This window comes from Porcibacter vitabionis, assembly GCF_046263795.1.
GTDB lineage: Bacteria > Bacillota > Clostridia > Lachnospirales > Lachnospiraceae > Lachnocurva.
Genome location: NZ_JBJYZD010000001.1, coordinates 147,590 through 166,877, shown reverse-complemented (window position 1 = coordinate 166,877; position 19,288 = coordinate 147,590). Strand labels below are relative to the sequence as shown.

At 46.9% G+C, this 19,288-nt stretch carries 17 protein-coding genes; 16 read left to right on the top strand and 1 reads right to left on the bottom strand.

Translation table 11 applies throughout. The features are described from left to right. The first annotated feature begins 151 nt into the window (after window positions 1-151). The 6 genes from rlmH (at window position 152) to ACKX2L_RS00750 (ending at window position 6,338) form a co-directional block, all read left to right on the top strand. The gene (gene rlmH / locus ACKX2L_RS00775; protein WP_497552439.1) at window positions 152-631 is read left to right on the top strand and encodes a 23S rRNA (pseudouridine(1915)-N(3))-methyltransferase RlmH; all 480 of its coding nucleotides are present in this window, start codon (window positions 152-154) and stop codon (window positions 629-631) included. Window positions 632-798: 167 nt separating this feature from the next. Continuing rightward, complete coding sequence (gene thyA / locus ACKX2L_RS00770; RefSeq protein ID WP_497552438.1) at window positions 799-1,731, top strand: thymidylate synthase; 933 nt, start codon at window positions 799-801, stop codon at window positions 1,729-1,731. A gap of 128 nt (window positions 1,732-1,859) precedes the next feature. Then, window positions 1,860-2,384 (top strand): dihydrofolate reductase, encoded by a 525-nt coding sequence (locus ACKX2L_RS00765; RefSeq protein WP_497552437.1) that lies wholly within the window; start codon window positions 1,860-1,862, stop codon window positions 2,382-2,384. A gap of 29 nt (window positions 2,385-2,413) precedes the next feature. Beyond that, a complete protein-coding gene (gene ilvB / locus ACKX2L_RS00760) occupies window positions 2,414-4,129 on the top strand; it encodes a biosynthetic-type acetolactate synthase large subunit (protein WP_497552436.1) in 1,716 nt (571 codons plus the stop codon). 77 nt (window positions 4,130-4,206) lie between these two features. Continuing rightward, window positions 4,207-4,719, top strand: coding sequence for an acetolactate synthase small subunit (gene ilvN / locus ACKX2L_RS00755; protein WP_497551259.1), 513 nt, complete (start codon window positions 4,207-4,209; stop codon window positions 4,717-4,719). Window positions 4,720-4,745: 26 nt separating this feature from the next. Then, complete coding sequence (locus ACKX2L_RS00750) at window positions 4,746-6,338, top strand: cell wall hydrolase (RefSeq protein ID WP_497552435.1); 1,593 nt, start codon at window positions 4,746-4,748, stop codon at window positions 6,336-6,338. Window positions 6,339-6,489: 151 nt separating this feature from the next. Here ACKX2L_RS00750 and ACKX2L_RS00745 read toward each other — a convergent pair whose 3' ends face one another. Then, window positions 6,490-7,200, bottom strand: coding sequence for a GTP pyrophosphokinase (locus ACKX2L_RS00745; protein WP_497551175.1), 711 nt, complete (start codon window positions 7,198-7,200; stop codon window positions 6,490-6,492). A 951-nt stretch (window positions 7,201-8,151) separates the two neighbouring features. On the opposite strand from ACKX2L_RS00745, the gene ACKX2L_RS00740 reads away from it, so the two are divergent. From ACKX2L_RS00740 to ACKX2L_RS00695, 10 genes are all read left to right on the top strand, one after another. Then, on the top strand, window positions 8,152-9,498 hold the full coding sequence (locus ACKX2L_RS00740) for a butyryl-CoA:acetate CoA-transferase (protein ID WP_497552434.1): 1,347 nt from the start codon (window positions 8,152-8,154) through the stop codon (window positions 9,496-9,498). Between the two features lie 178 nt (window positions 9,499-9,676). Continuing rightward, the gene (locus ACKX2L_RS00735) at window positions 9,677-10,867 is read left to right on the top strand and encodes an acetyl-CoA C-acetyltransferase (protein ID WP_497552433.1); all 1,191 of its coding nucleotides are present in this window, start codon (window positions 9,677-9,679) and stop codon (window positions 10,865-10,867) included. 19 nt (window positions 10,868-10,886) lie between these two features. Then, window positions 10,887-11,762 (top strand): 3-hydroxyacyl-CoA dehydrogenase family protein, encoded by an 876-nt coding sequence (locus ACKX2L_RS00730; protein ID WP_497551178.1) that lies wholly within the window; start codon window positions 10,887-10,889, stop codon window positions 11,760-11,762. 105 nt (window positions 11,763-11,867) lie between these two features. Beyond that, window positions 11,868-13,043 (top strand): acyl-CoA dehydrogenase family protein, encoded by a 1,176-nt coding sequence (locus tag ACKX2L_RS00725; protein WP_497551179.1) that lies wholly within the window; start codon window positions 11,868-11,870, stop codon window positions 13,041-13,043. A 16-nt stretch (window positions 13,044-13,059) separates the two neighbouring features. Continuing rightward, the gene (locus ACKX2L_RS00720; RefSeq protein ID WP_497551180.1) at window positions 13,060-13,854 is read left to right on the top strand and encodes an electron transfer flavoprotein subunit beta; all 795 of its coding nucleotides are present in this window, start codon (window positions 13,060-13,062) and stop codon (window positions 13,852-13,854) included. Window positions 13,855-13,871: 17 nt separating this feature from the next. Beyond that, on the top strand, window positions 13,872-14,927 hold the full coding sequence (locus tag ACKX2L_RS00715; RefSeq protein WP_497552432.1) for an electron transfer flavoprotein subunit alpha/FixB family protein: 1,056 nt from the start codon (window positions 13,872-13,874) through the stop codon (window positions 14,925-14,927). 559 nt (window positions 14,928-15,486) lie between these two features. Beyond that, window positions 15,487-16,587: a DUF5692 family protein gene (locus ACKX2L_RS00710; RefSeq protein ID WP_497552431.1), complete on the top strand. Its 1,101-nt coding sequence runs from the start codon at window positions 15,487-15,489 to the stop codon at window positions 16,585-16,587. Window positions 16,588-16,875: 288 nt separating this feature from the next. Beyond that, complete coding sequence (locus tag ACKX2L_RS00705; protein ID WP_497552430.1) at window positions 16,876-17,475, top strand: ECF transporter S component; 600 nt, start codon at window positions 16,876-16,878, stop codon at window positions 17,473-17,475. Window positions 17,476-17,511: 36 nt separating this feature from the next. Next, a complete protein-coding gene (locus ACKX2L_RS00700) occupies window positions 17,512-18,303 on the top strand; it encodes a type III pantothenate kinase (protein WP_497552429.1) in 792 nt (263 codons plus the stop codon). Window positions 18,304-18,328: 25 nt separating this feature from the next. Further along, window positions 18,329-19,207, top strand: coding sequence for a P-loop NTPase (locus ACKX2L_RS00695; protein WP_497552428.1), 879 nt, complete (start codon window positions 18,329-18,331; stop codon window positions 19,205-19,207). Window positions 19,208-19,288 lie beyond the last annotated feature (81 nt).

Genomic DNA, 19,288 nt, shown 5'->3' with positions numbered 1-19,288 from the left:
GACATATACCCCCTTTTTTTGTGTTACTATTATTTTAAACTATTTTCCTGTCAATAGAGCACAAATTTCATGGAAGGTGAACAAGGAACAGCTATTGTATGGGAGCAGTTTTTTGAAACAGATTCCCTAACAAGAAAAAGAAAGGTGCTTTATGCGAATCACCGTAGCCTGCGTCGGCAAAGTAAAGGAAAAATTCTATCGGGATGCGATTCAGGAATATGCGAAACGACTGAGTCGTTATGTTAAGCTGGATATTCAGGAAGTAGCGGATGAGAAGACTCCGGAAAATGCCTCCCTGGCCTTGGAAAAGGAAATCAAGGAAAAAGAAGGAAACCGGCTCTTAAAGAAGATCCCCGACAATGCTTATGTGATCGCTCTGGCGATTGAAGGTCAGGCCCTGTCGTCTACGGACCTTGCGGGAAAGATAGAAAAGCTCGGCTTGTCCGGTAACAGCCATATCGTTTTTGTCATTGGCGGTTCCCTTGGCCTTTCGCCGCAGGTCTTAGGCCGGGCTGATGAAAAACTGAGTTTTTCAAAGATGACCTTTCCCCATCAATTGATGCGGGTGATTCTTCTGGAACAGATCTACCGAAGCTATCGGATCATCAACGGAGAGCCTTATCATAAATAGGGCTTTGATAGGACTATGATAGGGCTTTGATAGGGCTTTAATAGGGCTTTGATTTCACTCCCTGTATATAATAAGGCCCGTCAATAACAGGTGACATAATTCCTCTCGATAGGTTATAATAACTTGATAACGACTTTGATACAGTAGAAAACGAAAAGGAAAATAACATGAGTAAAGCAGATGACCTTTTTATCAAAATGTGCCGGGATATCATTGACAACGGTACATCCACAGAAGGCGAGAAGGTCCGCCCTCACTGGGAGGACGGAAGTCTGGCTTATACGATCAAGAAATTCGGAGTGGTAAATCGCTATAACTTAAGAGAAGAGTTTCCGGCTTTGACTCTTCGGAAAACGGCAATCAAGTCCTGTACAGATGAGATGCTTTGGATCTGGCAGCAAAAGTCCAACAATATTCATGATCTTCATTCTCATATCTGGGATGAATGGGCAGATCCTGACGGTTCCATCGGAAAGGCCTATGGCTATCAGATGGCTCAGAAACACCCCTATCGGGATGTAAAGGAAGAAGACCTGATACAGGCTTTCGGGGACCATTGGCAGGATCATGCCACAAGTCAAGAGGATCAAGAGGGCAAAGTATATTATATGGATCAGGTGGACCGGGTCATCTATGATTTAAAGACCCATCCTTTCAGCCGGCGGATCATGACCAATATCTATAATCATGCCGATCTGTCAGAGATGAACCTCTATCCTTGCGCCTATTCCATGACCTTCAATGTGACGGTGGATCCCGAAAGCGGCCGCCATGTACTGAATGCAATTTTAAACCAGAGATCTCAGGACGTTCTGGCAGCCAATAACTGGAATGTCTGCCAATATGCCATTCTTATTTATATGCTGGCTCAGGTTTGTGACATGCTGCCGGGCGAGATGGTTCATGTGATTGCTGATGCGCATATTTATGATCGGCATGTTCCTTTGATTGAGGAACTGATCTCACGGGAGACCCATCCGGCACCGAAATTCTGGCTGAATCCGGATGTCCATGATTTCTATGATTTCACACGTGAGGATGTCCGCCTGGATGATTACGTGACCGGGCCTCAGATCAGGAATATTCCGATTGCTGTGTGATTCAGCTATGCATGCTTTGGATCTTCGAATGAAGAATCGAATGAAGAATCATAAGATCGCGGTCTGATACTGGAATGGATATTGTGGTCTATATTTAGAATAAAGAAAAAGAAAAGGAAGAACTCGATATGAAAATGATTGTAAATGTTGATAAGAACTGGGGGATTGGCCTTCATAACTCTCTCTTGGTCAGGATCCCGAATGATCTGAAGTTTTTCCGGGAGCACACAGAAAATCAGGTCGTGGTCTGTGGCCGTCATACCCTGGAATCTTTTCCCGGTCAGGTACCCCTGCCCAATCGGACGACTATTGTTCTCTCAAGGAATCCGAGATATACCGTTCGTCATGCCCTGATGGCGAGGTCGGTTGAGGATCTGTTTCGAGTGATCGAAGACAATGGATTCGATCCGGATCAGGTCTATGTCATCGGCGGGCAGAAGGTCTACAAGGATCTTCTTCCCTATTGCGATAAGGCTTATGTCACCAAGGTTGACTTTTCTTATGAGGCAGATGCTTATTTTCCGAATCTGGATCAGGATCCGGACTGGGACTGTGTCGAGGTCAGCGAAGAACAGACCTATTATGATCTGATCTATCATTTTACGACTTACGAGCGGACCGGCAATTTGAAGCGGCCGGAGCTTTCAAAATAAGAAAAGATGATCAGAGGGAGAGTGCTGCATTGAATATCAAGGGACGAAAATTATTTGTCAAAGCGCTGGAAGCGGAAGGAGTGGATACTCTTTTTGCTTATCCCGGAGGCATGATAAACGAACTTACGGATGAGCTTTATAAGACGGACAAGATCCGTGTGATCCTGGGCCGTCATGAACAGGCTGTGGTCCATGAGGCCCAAGGCTATGCCCGTGCCAGGAATTGCTGCGGTGTTGCCCTGGTTACGAGCGGTCCCGGCGCTACCAACACCATTACTGCGATTGCGGATGCTCATTATGATAGTACACCGCTGGTTGTTTTCACCGGCCAGGTCCCTCAGGATCTGATCGGTAATGATGCCTTCCAGGAAGTTGACATTGTCGGAATGACCCGGTCGATCGTAAAATTCGGTGTTACCGTAAGAAAAAGAGAAGACCTGGGTCCCATCATAAAGATGGCCTTCTACATTGCAACCACAGGAAAGCCGGGTCCGGTCCTTGTGGATATTCCGAAGGATATCCAGACTGCCATGGGCCCTTCTGAATACCCGGCTCATGTGGATATCCGCGGTTACAAACCCAATACTTCCGTTCATATCGGTCAGCTGAAGAAGGCTTATCAGCTGCTTCGGTCCGCCAGACAGCCCATGCTTCTTGCCGGCGGCGGGGTCAATATCAGTGGCGCCAATCAAGAACTTCTTCGTTTCGTAGAAACCATGCATTTACCTGTTGTGACAACGGTCATGGGACGGGGAGCCATCCCTACGAACGATCCGCATTTTATCGGAGATCTGGGACTCCATGGAAAATATGCTGCCAATATGGCAGTGTCCAATTGTGATGTACTGTTTTCCATCGGAACCCGCTTCAATGACAGGATCACCGGAGATCTGAATGAATTTGCGCCTAAGGCAAAAATTATTCATGTCGATATCGACACATCTTCCATTTCCAGAAATGTGGTCGTGGATGTCCCAATCGTTGCGGATGCCGGACTTGCCCTGTCCAAACTGAATGAGTGGGCTGAGCCGATGGATACTGAGACCTGGTTTCAGAGAATCAGAGAATGGGACACAGAACATCCCCTGACTATGAAGAAGAACCAGGGCCTGACACCGGAGAAGATCATTCAGACCATGAATCAGGTCTTTCCGAAAGCAATCGTTACGACCGATGTCGGTCAGCATCAAATGTGGACCAGTCAGTTTCTGGAAGTCAATGCCGATAAGAAACTGATCACATCCGGTGGACTTGGAACCATGGGATTCGGTTTTCCGGCAGCGATCGGTGCCAAGGCCGGATGCCCGGACCTGCCGGTCCTCTGTGTGACCGGAGACGGCGGTTTCCAGATGAATATGCAGGAAATGGCGACTCTTGTGACAAACCGTCTGCCGGTGATCGTCTGCCTCTTTAACAATCAGTATCTCGGTATGGTCCGTCAGCAGCAGGAACTCTATTATGGCAAGCGTTATTGCATTACCTGCCTGCGGAAGAGAGATAATTGCCCGTCCAATTGCAAGGGACCCAATGACAAGTGCCCGCCCTATGTTCCGGATTTTATCAAATGGGCAGACAGCTATGGCGTGAAAGGCCTTCGCGTATCCAAGGAAGAGGAGGTCCTCCCGGCTTTTGAAGCGGCAAAGAATGAGGATGGCCCTTTCCTGATCGAATTTATGATCTCAAGCGCCGAACTGGTACTTCCTATGGTGAAGAATGGCGGCGCCATGAGTGATATGATTCTCTGATGGTGAAGAATGGCGGCGCCATGAGCGATATGATTCTCTGATCAAAAAGGAGGAAGATTTTGAAAGTAGATCATACATTGAAAGAACGCTGGATCGCGCTGTATGTAGAGAATTCCGTCGGTGTCCTTGCCAAGGTGTCCGGCCTTTTTTCCGGAAAATCCTATAATCTGCAGAGCCTGACGGTTGGAACGACCGAGCGGCCGGATACATCTCGTATGACGATCTCGGCCATGTGCGATGACATCACTTTCGAGCAGATCAAAAAGCAGCTCAATACCATGGTGGAAGTGATCAAGGTGATTGATCTCACGGATCAGCCGATCCATATGAATGAGATCCTCTATGCCAAGGTCTTCGGGCTGGACGAAAACGGAAAACAGGAAGTCTTTCGTATCGCCCAGGTCTTCAATACCTCTTCGGGAAATGTAAACCCGGTTGATATTGGCGCAGACAGTATTTTGCTGGAATCAACGTTGACTCCGAGACGAAATGACGATCTGGTTTCTCTCTTAAAGAAGGAATTCCACAAAATTGAAGTTACCCGGGGCGGAGCTGTAGCAGTGGAGTCGGTATCGACCAGCTGCAGATGAGACCGGACAGAAAAGAAGGAAGTACCATGAATAAGCATTGCAAGAAGAATAAGAGAATTCAAGTCATGTCTCTTCTCCTGTCAATTTCTCTGACAGGAGGAGTCTTCTTTACGCCCCTTTACAGTCAGGCAAAAAGCAAGTCTTCCGTGGCAGAAGAGAGAAGACAGGAACTTTTGAAAAAACAGAAAGATGCCGAGTCAAAGAAGGCGGAAGCTAATGAGAATCTGAACAAGCTTATGAATGAGAAACAAGATCTGGAGAAGAACAAGACTTCGATCACAGATCAGATTTCTTCTGTCAGAGGCCAGATTCAATCTGCCCAGGATAAGGTGGCTGAGACCGGTCAGGATATTCAAAAACTCTCGGAAGATCTGACAGAAGCCGAGAACAAAGAGAATGAGCTGCATGACAAGATCAAAGAACAAATTGCCATTTCTTATGAGAATGAGACGGGAAAGAATGTATTGGTCTACATTTTAGAAAGCGGATCTCTGGCGGAATTTCTGAACCGGATGGAATATGCTTCCTCGATCTCGGCTTATAATAAGAGTCTCTTGGAATCTTATTCGAAATTAAAAGACGCGATCGCTTCGAAGTCTTCGGAACTGGAAAAACAGAAAGAAGAGGCAGAGAATGCAAAAGAGACCCTGGCCAAGAAACAGGAGGAGCTTGGCAATCTTCTTTCGAGTACCAATCAGGAAATTGATTCCAAGGCCGAGGAGGCCGGTCTGGCTTCTGCGAATCTCGATGAGATCGACCGACAGATCAAAGAATATAAAGCTGAGGTTCAGAAGATTGAACAGGATACGGCCAAGGCTCAGGCGAATCAGGTAAATGCAGCCCTGGCAGAACAGAAAAAGGAAAAAGATGCTGCAGAGGCCAATTTAGAGGCGCAGGAAAATGCGCTGAAACAGAAACAGGACGAACAGGCCAGACTGGATCAAATCACAAAGCAGAAAGAAGCAGAACGGATCGCTGCGGAGCAGGCTGCAAATGAGGCAGAAGTAGCGGCAAAAAAAGCAGCAGAAGAACAGGCCAGAGCGGAAGCGGAAGCCAATAGAAGGGAATTAGAAGAGCAGAAAAGTAAGACTGAAGAAGCCAGGTCTCAGGTCGAGAATATTTCGAAAGTTGCATCATCTGCAGGAAGAGTCTATAATGCCGGTGCCCAGGAAGTAAAGCTTCTGGGAGCCATCTGTCAGGCAGAGGCCGGAAACCAGGGTTATAATGGAATGCTTGCCGTTGCGAGCGTCATTATGAACCGGGTCTATATCAAAAAGTATGGATTTGCCAGTCAGAACAGCATTACTTCGGTGGTTTATGCAAAAAATCAGTTTGAACCGGTTCGGAAGACAAGGGGAGTAACATCGAAAAAGGATTATGTCGGAGAAACTGAATTGGAATATTATCTCTATCACTATGATACTGAAGTTTCTTCAAATGCCAAAAATGCTGCGGCAGCGGCCCTGCGAGGAAGCCGCTATACGACAGGCTCCGGTCCCATGAACCAGCTCTTCTTCATGACACCGAAAGCCTATAGTCAACAGGCCTGGTTCAGTAAGAGCAAAGTCCGCGACTACTTCCAGCTCGGAGGCCATGTATTTTTTAATGTGAATGTATAATGACCCGATGCCATATGGCATCGGGTCAGGAGCAGAAACCGAACTTGTTCGGTTTCTGCGACGCCAGAAAAATAATGGCTCGATTTCATTAGCTTCAGCTAATGAAATCGAGCCAGATCCCGATGAACGAAGGTCATCGAGACTGGTTTTTTTACGACTCCGGTACGATCTCCGACCGTACATACTCCATTCTTCGATCAAGATCAGCACACTCTTCGGCACAGATGGAAAGCTCTTTTTCCAGGGCTTTCAACTGATCACCGGAGAGATTTTTCTTATAGCGGAGCTTATGCTCAAGCGAAGCCCAGAAATCCATGGCGATGGTCCGAATTTGGACCTCGACAAAGACATCCTTCCTTCCAAATTCCGTAAAGATCGGGACCTGGACGATCAGGTGGAGAGAACGGTAACCGTTGGGCTTTGGACTGTTGATATAGTCTTTCTTTTCGATCAGAGTAATATCATCCTGGGCCAGAAAGTACTTGGCGATGCGGAAAACATCCTCCTCAAAAGAACAAATGATGCGGATACCTGCTATGTCTCGGATGTTTTCTTCTATGGATTCTACACTTAGTGGAAGACCTTTTTTCTGTACCTTTTTCATGATGGATTCCATAGACTTGACACGGCTTTTGATCGATTCGATCGGGTTGCCATCGTACTTCATACCAAGCCGTTCATTTAAGACTTTGAATTTTGTTTCCACCTCATAGACCGCACATTGATAATTGGCGATCATTTGGCGGAAGGGAAGAGTTTGTTCATCCAGATTTCCAAGAATACCGTCCAAATTGATGTGTTTGATCCAGTCGGCAGGAATAATACCTTGCTGGAATTGTTTTATATTTTCAAGTTGATTCATCTTAATCCCTTATTCCTAAATACAATCATAAACCAGATACTGCCATAAACCAGACGTTGCCATGAACCAGATGCTGCCATGAACCAGATGCTCCCATCGACAATTACTGTCATCAATTTTTGCTCTTTTCTGCTCAAAGAATTGCATCTGTTTTCGAACAAATGCGATCGATTGTTGCTATATCATACCACATCCGGCAAGAGACGTAAAAACTGCTGCCAGAGCAATTTCCAGGATCAAATTCTTGATTGAAAGGCAGTTCGGATGTCAAAGATATACTGGGCTATGATAAAATCAATTTGCATAATCCATATGGACTTGAAGGACTGACTCGACTCCTGCGAATATCGTAGGGAGGGGAATAAATCAAAAATCGGATATTGGGATAGGAAATTTAGGCCTCATTTAGCGTACTTTATCATATAGGGAATCGGTTTGCAAAAATCCGATAGTAGATATAAGGATTCCCTATCGGATTTTGAAGAAATGATTCCCATTACGATAAATGGCTCTGGAATAAGGGTTGGAACTATCGTAAATTGGACAAATCCTTCCCATTACGATACCTGGCTCTGGAATAAGGGTTGGGACTATCGTAAATTGGACAAATCCTTCCCATTACGATAAATAGCTCTGGAATAAGGGTTGGAACTATCGTAAAAATCATAAGCATTGCTTATTACGATTTACGCCACTTACGATTTACGCCACGCCTTGTTAAAAAAATAACGAAAAGCTATTGAATTGATTTATGTACAATGCTATAATGCCTTATGTCGGGCGAATGAAACAGGTTTCAGAAGGAGAACGGACTCCAACCTAGTAGTAAGGACCCTATATTTTTTTGACTATGTTTGTTAAAAAAATAACAAAATACTGACAGCATCGTTATTACGAGAATAAGCAGTTATTACGAGAATAAGCAATAGAAGCTTTCGGGTGAGAAGGAAAATGGATTACGAAAAAGAATATCAGCAAAAGTTGGTTACAGCAGATCAGGCTGCAGCAGTAGTGAAGGATGGCGACTGGGTCGACTATGGTTGGTGTGTAGGCACCAACAAAGCTTTCGATAAAGCCTTAGCCAAAAGAATGCCCGAACTGCATGATATCAAGTGCAGAGGTGGAATTCTTCTCCACGAGCCGGAAATTTTCAAAGTAGAAAATGCAGCCGAACATTTCACATGGAATAGCTGGTTCATGAATCCGGTAGAACGCCATGCCCAGAGCAAGGGTTTCTGCTACATGACACCGCTTCGCTATTCCGAACTCCCGAAGCTTTATCTGGAGAGCAAGGATCCTTTGGATGTTGCAGTTATGCAGGTATCCCCGATGGATTCCTATGGCTACTTTAACTTCGGACCCAATGCAAGCCATATGTTTGCAGTTGTAAAGCGGGCGAAGAAAGTCATCGTTGAAGTGAATGAGAACATGCCGGTCTGCCTGGGTCATAGGGAATCCTACGTTCACATCGATGACGTCGATATGATCATTGAAGGTGAGAATGAACCAATCGATGAAGTTCCAGCCGGCGGCCCTGCTTCAGCAATTGACGAAGCTGTTGCAAAGCTGGTTGTTCCGGAGATCCCGGACGGCGCAACCCTTCAGCTTGGAATCGGCGGTATGCCGAATGCTATCGGCCAGATGATTGCAAAATCCGACCTGAAGCACCTTGGAGTTCATACCGAGATGTATGTTGATTCCTATATCGATATGGTCGAGGCCGGGAAGATTGACGGCAGTCTGAAGAATATAGACCGAGGCCTTCAGACCTATGCTTTCGCGGCAGGCTCCAAAAAGTTGTATGACTATCTGGATCATAACCCGGAATGCTGCGGACGAGTCGTAAGCTATGTCAATGATCCTTATGTCATTTCACAATTAGACAATTTCATCTCTATCAATAATGCAGTTGATGTCGATCTCTCCGGACAGGTCAATGCCGAGAGCGCAGGAGTTCGTAATATCTCCGGCTCCGGCGGCCAGCAGGATTTCGTTCTTGGAGCTTACTTGTCCTATGGCGGTAAATCCTTTATCTGCCTGTCTTCGACTTATAAGAATAAGAAGACAGGGAAGCTTGAAAGCCGGATCCGGCCGACACTGGAAGAGGGAAGTCAGACGACTGATACCAGAACCAATACCATGTACATTGTTACCGAGTACGGTATGGTAAATCTGAAGGGCTTGACCTCCTGGCAGAGGGCAGAAGGCCTCATCAACATTGCACATCCGGATTGCCGGGAGGAATTGATCCAGGCAGCCGAGAAGATGCATATCTGGCGAAATTCCAATAAGAGATAAGAGCCGGATCTTGCCGGGTGGGAAGAAAGTTTTGGATTTCATCCTAAACCATCGATTCCCGGCCAATATATTTTCCATGGATTTAGGTGCAACGCTCTACATTTCTAACTTAAGAGCGTGCCTGAATTATAAAGAAGTAGATAATAGTATGTTCATGAAAACCTAGGAGGTAAAAGAAATGGGCAAGAAAATCGTTATCGCTGGTGCATGCCGTACAGCCATCGGAAAGATGGGCGGCCAGTTCGCTTCTGTACCTGTAGTTGATCTCGGTACTGCTGTCATCAAGGAAGCTCTGAAGAGATCCGGTGTTCCTGCAGACAAGGTTGACATGGTTTATATGGGCTGCGTACTGCAGGCTGGTCAGGGTCAGAACGTTGCTCGTCAGTCCGCTGTCAATGCAGGCATCCCTGTTGAGACTCCGGCAATGACATTGAATATTCTCTGCGGTTCTGGTCTGGAAGCTGTTAATATGGCTGCAACTCAGATCCTTGCAGGCGAGAGCGAGATTGCTATTGCAGGTGGTATGGAATCCATGAGTAAGGCCCCTTACCTCATTCCGGAAGGACGTTATGGCTATCGTATGGGTCATGCCCAGCTTCAGGATTCCATGATCAAAGATGCTCTGACAGATGCATTCAATGACTATCACATGGGAATCACAGCAGAGAACGTTGCTGAGAAGTACGGTCTGACCAGAGAAGAGCTCGATGCATTCGCAGCTGAGTCTCAGCAGAAGGCTTGCAAGGCAATCGAAGACGGCAAGTTCAAGGATGAGATCGTTCCTTTCGAAGTTCATGGCCGTAAGGGTAAGGTCACTGTTGTTGATACCGATGAGGGACCTCGTCCTGGTACTACAAAGGAAGGCCTTGCAAAGCTGAAGCCTTGCTTTAAGAAGGATGGCGTTGTTACAGCAGGTAACGCATCCGGAATCAATGATGGTGCCGCAGCCGTTGTTGTTATGACTGAAGAAAAGGCTAAGGAACTCGGTGTTAAGCCGATGGCTTACTGGGAAGCTGGAGCACTTGGCGGTGTAGATCCTTCCATCATGGGTGTCGGACCGATCGTCGCTACCAGAAATCTTCTGAAGAAGACCGGACTTACCATTGATGACTTTGATCTCTATGAAGCTAACGAAGCATTCGCTACCCAGTCTCTTGCAGTTGCCAAGGATCTTGGCTTTGATCCTGCAAAACTGAATGTCCACGGCGGTGCAATCGCTCTTGGACATCCGGTAGGATGCAGTGGATGCCGTATCCTTGTAACTCTGCTTTATGAGATGCAGAAGAGAAAGGCTCATCGCGGACTTGCAACCCTTTGCATCGGCGGTGGTATGGGTGCAGCTTGCTCTGTTACTCGTTATGAAGATTAATTGAAGGAGGAAGATTCTAATGAAGGTTGCTGTTATCGGTGCCGGTACTATGGGATCCGGTATTGCACAGGCTTTTGCTCAGTGCGCTGATGTTGAGAAGGTTTATCTCTGCGATATCAAGGAAGAGTTCGCTGAAGGCGGTAAGGCTAAGATCAAGAAGCAGCTTGATAAAAGAGTTGCCAAGGGTAAGATGGAGCAGGCTGCCGCAGATGCTCTTCTGGCTAAGATTGTAACCGGTCTGAATACCATCGCTGTTGATCCGGACCTCGTTGTTGAGGCTGCTCTTGAGAATATGCAGATCAAGAAGGACTGCTTCAAGGCACTTCAGGATGAGATCGTAAAGAATCCGGACTGCATTTTCGCATCCAATACTTCTTCTCTGTCCATCACAGAGATCGGCTCTGGCCTGTCTAAGCCTGTCATCGGTATGCATTTCTTCAACCCGGCTCCTGTTATGAAGCTGGTTGAGGTTATCAAGGGTGCTAATACTCCGGACGAAGTTGTTGACAAGGTTAAGGAAATCGCCGTAAAGCTTGGCAAGACTCCGGTACAGGTCAATGAGGCAGCAGGTTTCGTTGTAAACCGTATCCTCGTACCTATGATCAATGAGGCAATCTGCGTATATGCAGCAGGTGTTTCTGACATCGAGGGAATTGATACCGCTATGAAGCTCGGCTGCAATCACCCGATGGGACCTCTGGAACTCGGCGACTACATCGGTCTCGATATCATCCTGGCTATCATGGATGTTATCTTCGCTGAGACCCACGACAGCAAGTATGCCGCATCTCCTCTTCTTCGTAAGATGGTACGCGGCAAGAAGCTTGGCGTTAAGACCGGAATCGGATTCTACAGCTATGCTGATGGTAAGAAGGTTCCTGTAGACAAGCTTTAATTCGTACATAGTATCAGGGGGACAGGCGTGCGCTTTCAGAGGCGCGTCTGTCATTCCTTTTTGCCTTCCCCTGCTACAAAGAAAGGAATTTTGGAGGTTCATAACATGGATTTCACGTTAGATAAAAAACATGCAATGGCGAGAGACCTGTTCCGTGATTTCGCACAGAACGAGGTAAAGCCTCTTGCACAGGAGACTGATGAGGAAGAGAAGTTCCCTGCAGAAACTTTTAAGAAGCTTGCAAAATGCGGTTTCATGGGAATTACTGCTCCGAGAGAATATGGCGGCCAGGGTTGTGACGAGCTGACTTATGTTCTCTGCCTGGAAGAGATCGCCAAGGTCTGCGGAACTACAGCAGTTGCTCTTTCTGCACATACTTCACTCTGCATCGATCCCATTATGACATGGGGAAATGAAGACCAGAAGAAGAAGTACATCCCCAAGCTTGCATCCGGTGAATGGCTGGGTGCCTTCGGTCTGACCGAGCCGGGCGCAGGTACTGATGCCCAGGGCGTACAGACCAAGGCAGTTCTTTCCGAGGATGGAAAGTACTGGACTCTGAATGGCTCCAAGTGCTTCATCACCAACGGTGAAGTCGCTGATGTCTATATCATCATCGCTTATACCGATATCGTTCCGGATCGTAAGGGCAGACCTTCGAAGAAGTTCACCGCTTTCATAGTAGAGAAGGGTACTCCTGGATTCTCCTTCGGAACCAAGGAGCATAAGATGGGCATTCGTGGATCAGCTACCTACGAGCTGATCTTCCAGGACTGCAAGATCCCGGCTGAGAACCAGCTCGGACCTCGTGGCAAGGGCTTCCCTATCGCTATGCATACATTGGATGGTGGTCGTATCGGTATCGCCACTCAGGCTCTTGGCCTTGCAGAAGGTGCTCTGGAGAATACCGTTGCTTATGTAAAGGAAAGAAAGCAGTTTGGCCGTTCCATCGCAGCTTTCCAGAACACCCAGTTCCAGCTGGCTGATATGAAGGCAAAGTGCGACGCAGCACAGCTTCTGGTTTATAGGGCAGCTGCAGCAAAGGATGCTGTCGGATTTGCAACTGCATCGACCTATAGTGAAGAAGCAGCCATTGCCAAGTTATTCGCTGCAAGAATCGCTGTAGAGGTAACTTCTGAGGCAGTACAGCTTCATGGTGGTTACGGTTACATTCGTGAATACGATGTAGAGCGTATGATGAGAGATGCCAAGATTACAGAAATCTACGAAGGTACTTCCGAAGTAATGCGGATGGTTATCTCCGGCAAGCTGTTGAAATAAGTAGGAGGAATTTACCGTGAAGATTATTGTTTGTATCAAACAGGTTCCTGATACAGCCGGCGGTGTTAAATTTAAACCGGACGGAACACTGGATCGTGGCGCTATGCTTGCCATCATGAATCCGGATGATAAGGCAGGTCTGGAAGCTGCTTTAAGAATCAAAGACGAGACCGGTGCAGAAGTTACTGTTATGACCATGGGTCTTCCCAAGGCAGATGCCGTTCTTCGTGAAGCACTGGCCATGGGCGCTGACAAGGCAATCCTTATGACTGACCGTAAGCTCGGCGGCGCTGATACCTGGGCAACTTCTTCTACCATTGCAGCAGGTATCCGTAACTTCGGTGATTATGATCTGATCATTACCGGACGTCAGGCAATCGATGGTGATACCGCACAGGTTGGTCCTCAGATCGCTGAGCATCTTGGAATTCCTGTAATCTCCTATGCACAGAAGATCAAGGTCAATGAGGCTGAGCATACCGTAGAGGTTGAGCGTCAGTACGATGATCGTTATCATGTTCTGAAAGCAAAGATGCCTTGCCTGATTACTGCACTTTCCGAACTCAATACTCCTCGTTACATGACTCCTAAGGGAATCTGGGATGCATGTGATGCAGAGATCACTGTCTGGGGACGTGATGATCTTAAGACTCTGAAGGATGAAGATATGGGTCTTGCCGGTTCTCCGACCAAGATCGCAAAGGCATCCGATAAGGTTCGTAAGGGTGCCGGAACCGTATATAAGGATCTGGATCCGGATCAGGGCGCAAAGACCATCTGCGACGCACTTGTTGAGCAGCATTATATTTAATGAAGGCGGTGAATGAGATGAATTTAGAAGAATATAAGGGTGTATTTATCTTTGCACAGCAGGTAGATAACCATATCGATAACATCGCTTTCGAGTTACTTGGTAAGGCAAAAGACCTGGCAAAAGATTTGGATGAAAAAGTAACAGCAGTTCTGATCGGCTCCGGCATGACCGATGCCATGGTTGATCAGCTGGCAGAGTATGGTGCTGACCGTGTCATCGTAGCTGATGATCCGGAATTGAAGGAATATCGTACCGAGCCGTATGCTGAGGCACTTGCCGGTATCATCAATGACTTCAAGCCGGAAATCGTTCTGGTTGGCGCAACAGCAATCGGACGTGACCTTGGACCTACCGTATCCGCAAGAGTTGCAACCGGTCTGACTGCAGACTGCACCAAGCTTGAGATCGGTGACTTCCCTCTGGAAGCAAAGGAAGGTCAGGAGCAGAAACATAAGCAGCTCCTTATGACTCGTCCTGCATTCGGTGGAAACACCATCGCTACCATTGCCTGCCCGGACAATCGTCCTCAGATGTCTACCGTACGTCCCGGCGTTATGCAGAAGATCACACCGGTCAAGGGCGCAAAAGCAGAGCGTGTTGACTGGAAGCATGACTTCAAGCCGAACGACCGCTATGTAGAGATCGAAAAGGTTGTTAAGAAGGTTACTGAGACCGTTGATATCCAGAAGGCTAAGATCCTGGTATCCGGTGGACGTGGAGTAGGTTCTGCTGAGAATTTCAAGATCTTACGTGATCTTGCAGATGTTCTTGGCGGCGAAGTTTCCTGCTCTCGTGCCGTTGTAGATAATGGCTGGATGCCGAAAGACCTTCAGGTTGGCCAGACCGGTAAGACCGTTCGTCCGAAGATCTACTTTGCAATCGGTATTTCCGGTGCGATCCAGCATGTCGCAGGTATGGAAGAATCCGACCTCATCATTGCAATCAACAAAGATGAATCTGCACCGATCATGGATGTTGCAGATATCGGAATTGTCGGCGATCTGAATAAGATTGTTCCGAAACTGACTGCAGATATCAAGGCTGAGCTGGCTAAGAAGGCAGAAGTCTAAAGAAGGCAGAAGTCTTAGGAAGGCTTCTAAAAGAAAGCTATTTATATGAAGACAGGGGCGTGTTTTACACGCCCCTGTTTTTTTGCCCTTTCGTCTATTTTGCCCCGCCCCACACATGCCATACACATGCCTTACACCTGCCCCACAATCCCAGATCCCACTCAACTATGTATGTCAAGCACGTGTAAATATGCAAAAATATACAAATAGTATACAAATAATATACGACAATTGAGAGATAGAAAAAGGAATAACATGGAGTAATAACAAGACCGATCTCCCATAGAAATCAATGAATTATTATATTGGATATTACCAATTATAACAGATAAATAATGCCATAAATACAGTATCTTGGTACATATCATGGAATGTGGTATTACCAGAGTAGAACGAAGCATAGATAGAAGGAACTGAAAAGCGGGATCGGATAGCTTACCCCCTAGCTTACTCTCCAAAACTGTATACAATTATGCATACATGTATATTGTTCGTGAAAAATATAACGAGTAAAATCGATTTCGTTGAAAGCACTCATTATATTTAAAGGAGGAGAATTATGTTGTTTCAGCTTTATGGCGAGACAGGCATGACCCAGATCCTGGGATGGGTTCTGGTTTTTGCCGGTCTGATCCTTATGAATGAGATCGGTCGCCGTACCAAATTTGGCGGAATCCTTGTTTTCGGAATTATTCCAGCCATTCTTACCGTTTACTTTATTGCAGTTCATATCGGAGCGTCTTTCGGTGCTTCCTGGGCATTAAATTCCCAGACCTATATGTACATGAACGGTTGGTTCCACTATGCTAAGCTGTATGCTGCAGATATCGGATGCGTAGGTTTTCTTATGCTTAAGTATCAGTGGGGCATCGGTAAGAAAGAATGGTTCAAACCCTGGCCTTTCGTGATCGTTGGGATCAATATTCTGATCGCAGTCGGCTCTGACCTTGAGTCTGCTTTCCGTGGTTTCGCTGCAGGCGGCATGGCAGGCGGCTGGTGGGCATCCAACGAAGGTGTTTTCCTCTATGGCGGCTGGTGGAATATTGTCAATGCGATCGCCGGTCTGATCAACATTTTCTGTATGACCGGCTGGTGGGGCATCTATTCTTCCAAGAAGAATAAAGACATGCTTTGGCCGGATATGACCGTTTGGTTCATTGTTGCTTATGATGTATGGAACTTCGAGTACACTTACTGCAATCTGCCGACTCACACCTGGTATTGCGGAGTTGCTTTGCTTCTGGCTCCGACCTTTGCAAATGCACTTTGGAACAAGGGCGGCTGGATCCAGAACCGCGCCAATACCCTGGCTGTATGGTGCATGTTTGCTCAGGTAGTGCCTCTCTTCCAGCTTTCCAGGAGATTCTCCGTTCTTCCGGTACTCTACAAGGGTGCTGATGGAAAGTCCGCCCTGGATCTCTACACCAAGGCAATTGAGGTTTACCGGAACCATGGGGATGCTGCAAAGGCAATTGCTGACCTTGGAATCAAGGCCAATCCAACCATGCAGGGCGTCTGGGCTCTGGCCGCTCTGGCTGCCAATGTCATCTGCATCTCTGTGATTATCAAGCGTTCCGTTGAACAGAAGAAGAATCCGTATAAGAATGAGATCTTCGCCGGCACACGTGACTTCGAGCAGGCAATGGCTAGAAGAGCTTGATGGAGTGAAATATAGACCGGATCGCTTTGTTGAAATGGTCTCATAAAGAGAGCCCTTGTTTTGAAAATCGAAACAGGGGCTCCTATTTCAGCTGGCTTCGTTGAAATGGTCTTATCAAGAGAGCCCTTGTTTTTGAAAATCGAAACAGGGGCTCTTTTTTCTGTTGGATTTGTGTTATAATTTTCGCAATGCCCGGGTTTCATGTGGCCGGACAGGTCGCACTATATTCAGAAGGCATTTTCCAATATAAAGAAATGCCTTTGACTGAAACAGTAGCAGGAGGAAATGATGAGTTACACAAAAATTCAGAAACTTGTAGGTACGGCATTATTGACGGCACTTGTGATCGTGATCCAGTTGTTCGGTTCCGGACTTCGTGTCGGACCGGTCGCAATTTCTTTGGTCTTGGTTCCCATCGTAGTGGGTGCTGTGACCTATGGCCCGGCTGTCGGTGCTTTTCTTGGCGGTGTATTCGGCTTCGTTGTCATTGGGATGATTCTTGGCGGTCTGGATCCGGCATCCATGTTAATGATGCAGTTCAATGCGCCGGCAACGGTGATTACATGTCTGGTCAAGGGTATTTTGGCAGGTTTCATTCCGGGGCTGATTTATAAGGCTGTTCGAAAGAAAAATGCAAAGCTCGCAACGATTCTGGCAGCAGCTCTTGCACCTATTATGAATACCGGTTTTTATGCTCTGATGGTAACCTTCGTATTTACCGGTCTGATGGAGAAAAGCTATAAGATTCATGGGACAGGAGCAGTATTCCTTACCCTTATGGCTATGATTATTACAAACTTTATCACCGAACTTATCACAACGGTCGTTATTTCTCCCATTATTCTATTTGCTCTGAAAAAGGCCAATGGGGCAAGACTGAATAAGTGATGATCGTATCAGAAATCTGAAGTAGGAGTAAGAAATATGATTCTTGCCATTGATGTAGGGAATACCCATATTACTTTCGGCTGTTTGGATGAAACCAATCATGCGAAACCGGTCCTTCGGATTCCGACGGATCTGAAAGAGACGGAATATGGTTATGCGGTTAAAATGAAAGAGATCCTGGATCTGTCCGGAGTCGACGAAAATAAATTTGACGGTGCCATTATTTCTTCTGTCGTTCCGCCGGTGACTGAGATGATGAAGCAGTCGGTCAGGCTGATTACAGGACTGGAACCCCTGGTAGTGGGACCGGGACTGAAGTCCGGTATTAAAATTGAGCTGGATGATCCGGGGACTCTGGCTGCAGATCTGATCGCAACGGCTGTTGCAGCGAAGTCGGAATATCCCCTGCCTTGTGTTATAATTGACATGGGAACGGCAACTACCATTACAGTGGTCAATAAAGAAGGCTCCTATATCGGAGGCGCCATTCTTCCGGGTATCGGAACATCACTGAACGCCTTGACCAAGGGCACCAGTCTGCTTCCGTCGATTGAGATCCAGCCGCCGAAAAAGGCCATCGGAAAAGAAACGGCGGATGCGATGAAGTCCGGTTTGATCTATGGAAATGCAGGATCCATCGATGGGATCCTGGACCAGTTTGAACGGGAGATCGGGAAGCCGTCAAGTATTGTTTCGACCGGTGGGCTGGGCCGTGTGGTCTGCCCTTACTGTCGGCATGAAATCATCTTTGATTCGAAACTTTTATTGAAGGGGCTGGGGATTATCTGGAAGAAAAACAGTAAGATTCAAAAAAGGATCTCAGAATAATTGAGAGCCAAGAGGAGGTGGCAGAATGCCAGAAGAAAAACATCATTTAACGCCGGAGGAGCGTGCAGCCAGAGTGAAGAGAACGGCACCGGCAGCGGGGAAAAAAGAAGAACGTAAACCGGACCTGTCCGGGAATGGCCCTATGTTTGCCGAACAGGCAAATCCTCATTCCAATGTGAAGCATGTGATTGGTATCGTCAGCGGAAAGGGCGGTGTCGGCAAATCCTTTGTAACCGCTTCTCTTGCCAATAAGCTGGGTCGGGAAGGCTATAAGACCGCTATTATGGATGCAGACATCACCGGACCATCCATTCCGAAGATGTTCGGCGTCAAAGGACCTTTACTTGGCAGCGAAGACGGCGCTTATCCGGTGGAAGCAGAGGATGGAACCAAGATTGTTTCCATGAATCTGATCCTCGAAAATGACGAGCAGCCGGTTGTCTGGAGAGGACCTGTCATTGCAGGTACGGTCAAGCAGTTCTGGACCGATATCATGTGGGGCAATGTCGACTATATGTTTGTGGATATGCCTCCCGGAACCGGAGATGTTCCCCTGACCGTTTTCCAGTCCCTTCCGGTGGACGGCATTATCATTGTGACAAGTCCTCAGGATCTGGTTTCCATGATCGTTAAAAAGGCCATCAACATGGCTGAAATGATGAAGATCCCGGTGCTCGGTCTTGTAGAAAATTATAGCTACATCCAGTGTCCGGATTGCGGCAAGAAGATCCAGCTCTTCGGTAAGAGTCATATCGAAGAAGTTGCAAGGGAATTCGGATTGCCGGTTCTTGGTCAGATTCCTCTGGATCCGAAGAATGCAGAACTGGCGGACGCCGGTAAGATCTACGAGAATGATAATACCTATCTGGATCAGGCCGTACGTACTCTGGAAGCCCTGCAGTAAGTGGAGCATAGGAAATAAGACTTTAGAAAAAACGCTTCGTGCAAAAGTTTTTTTGCACGAAGCGTTTTTTTTAGTCCATTT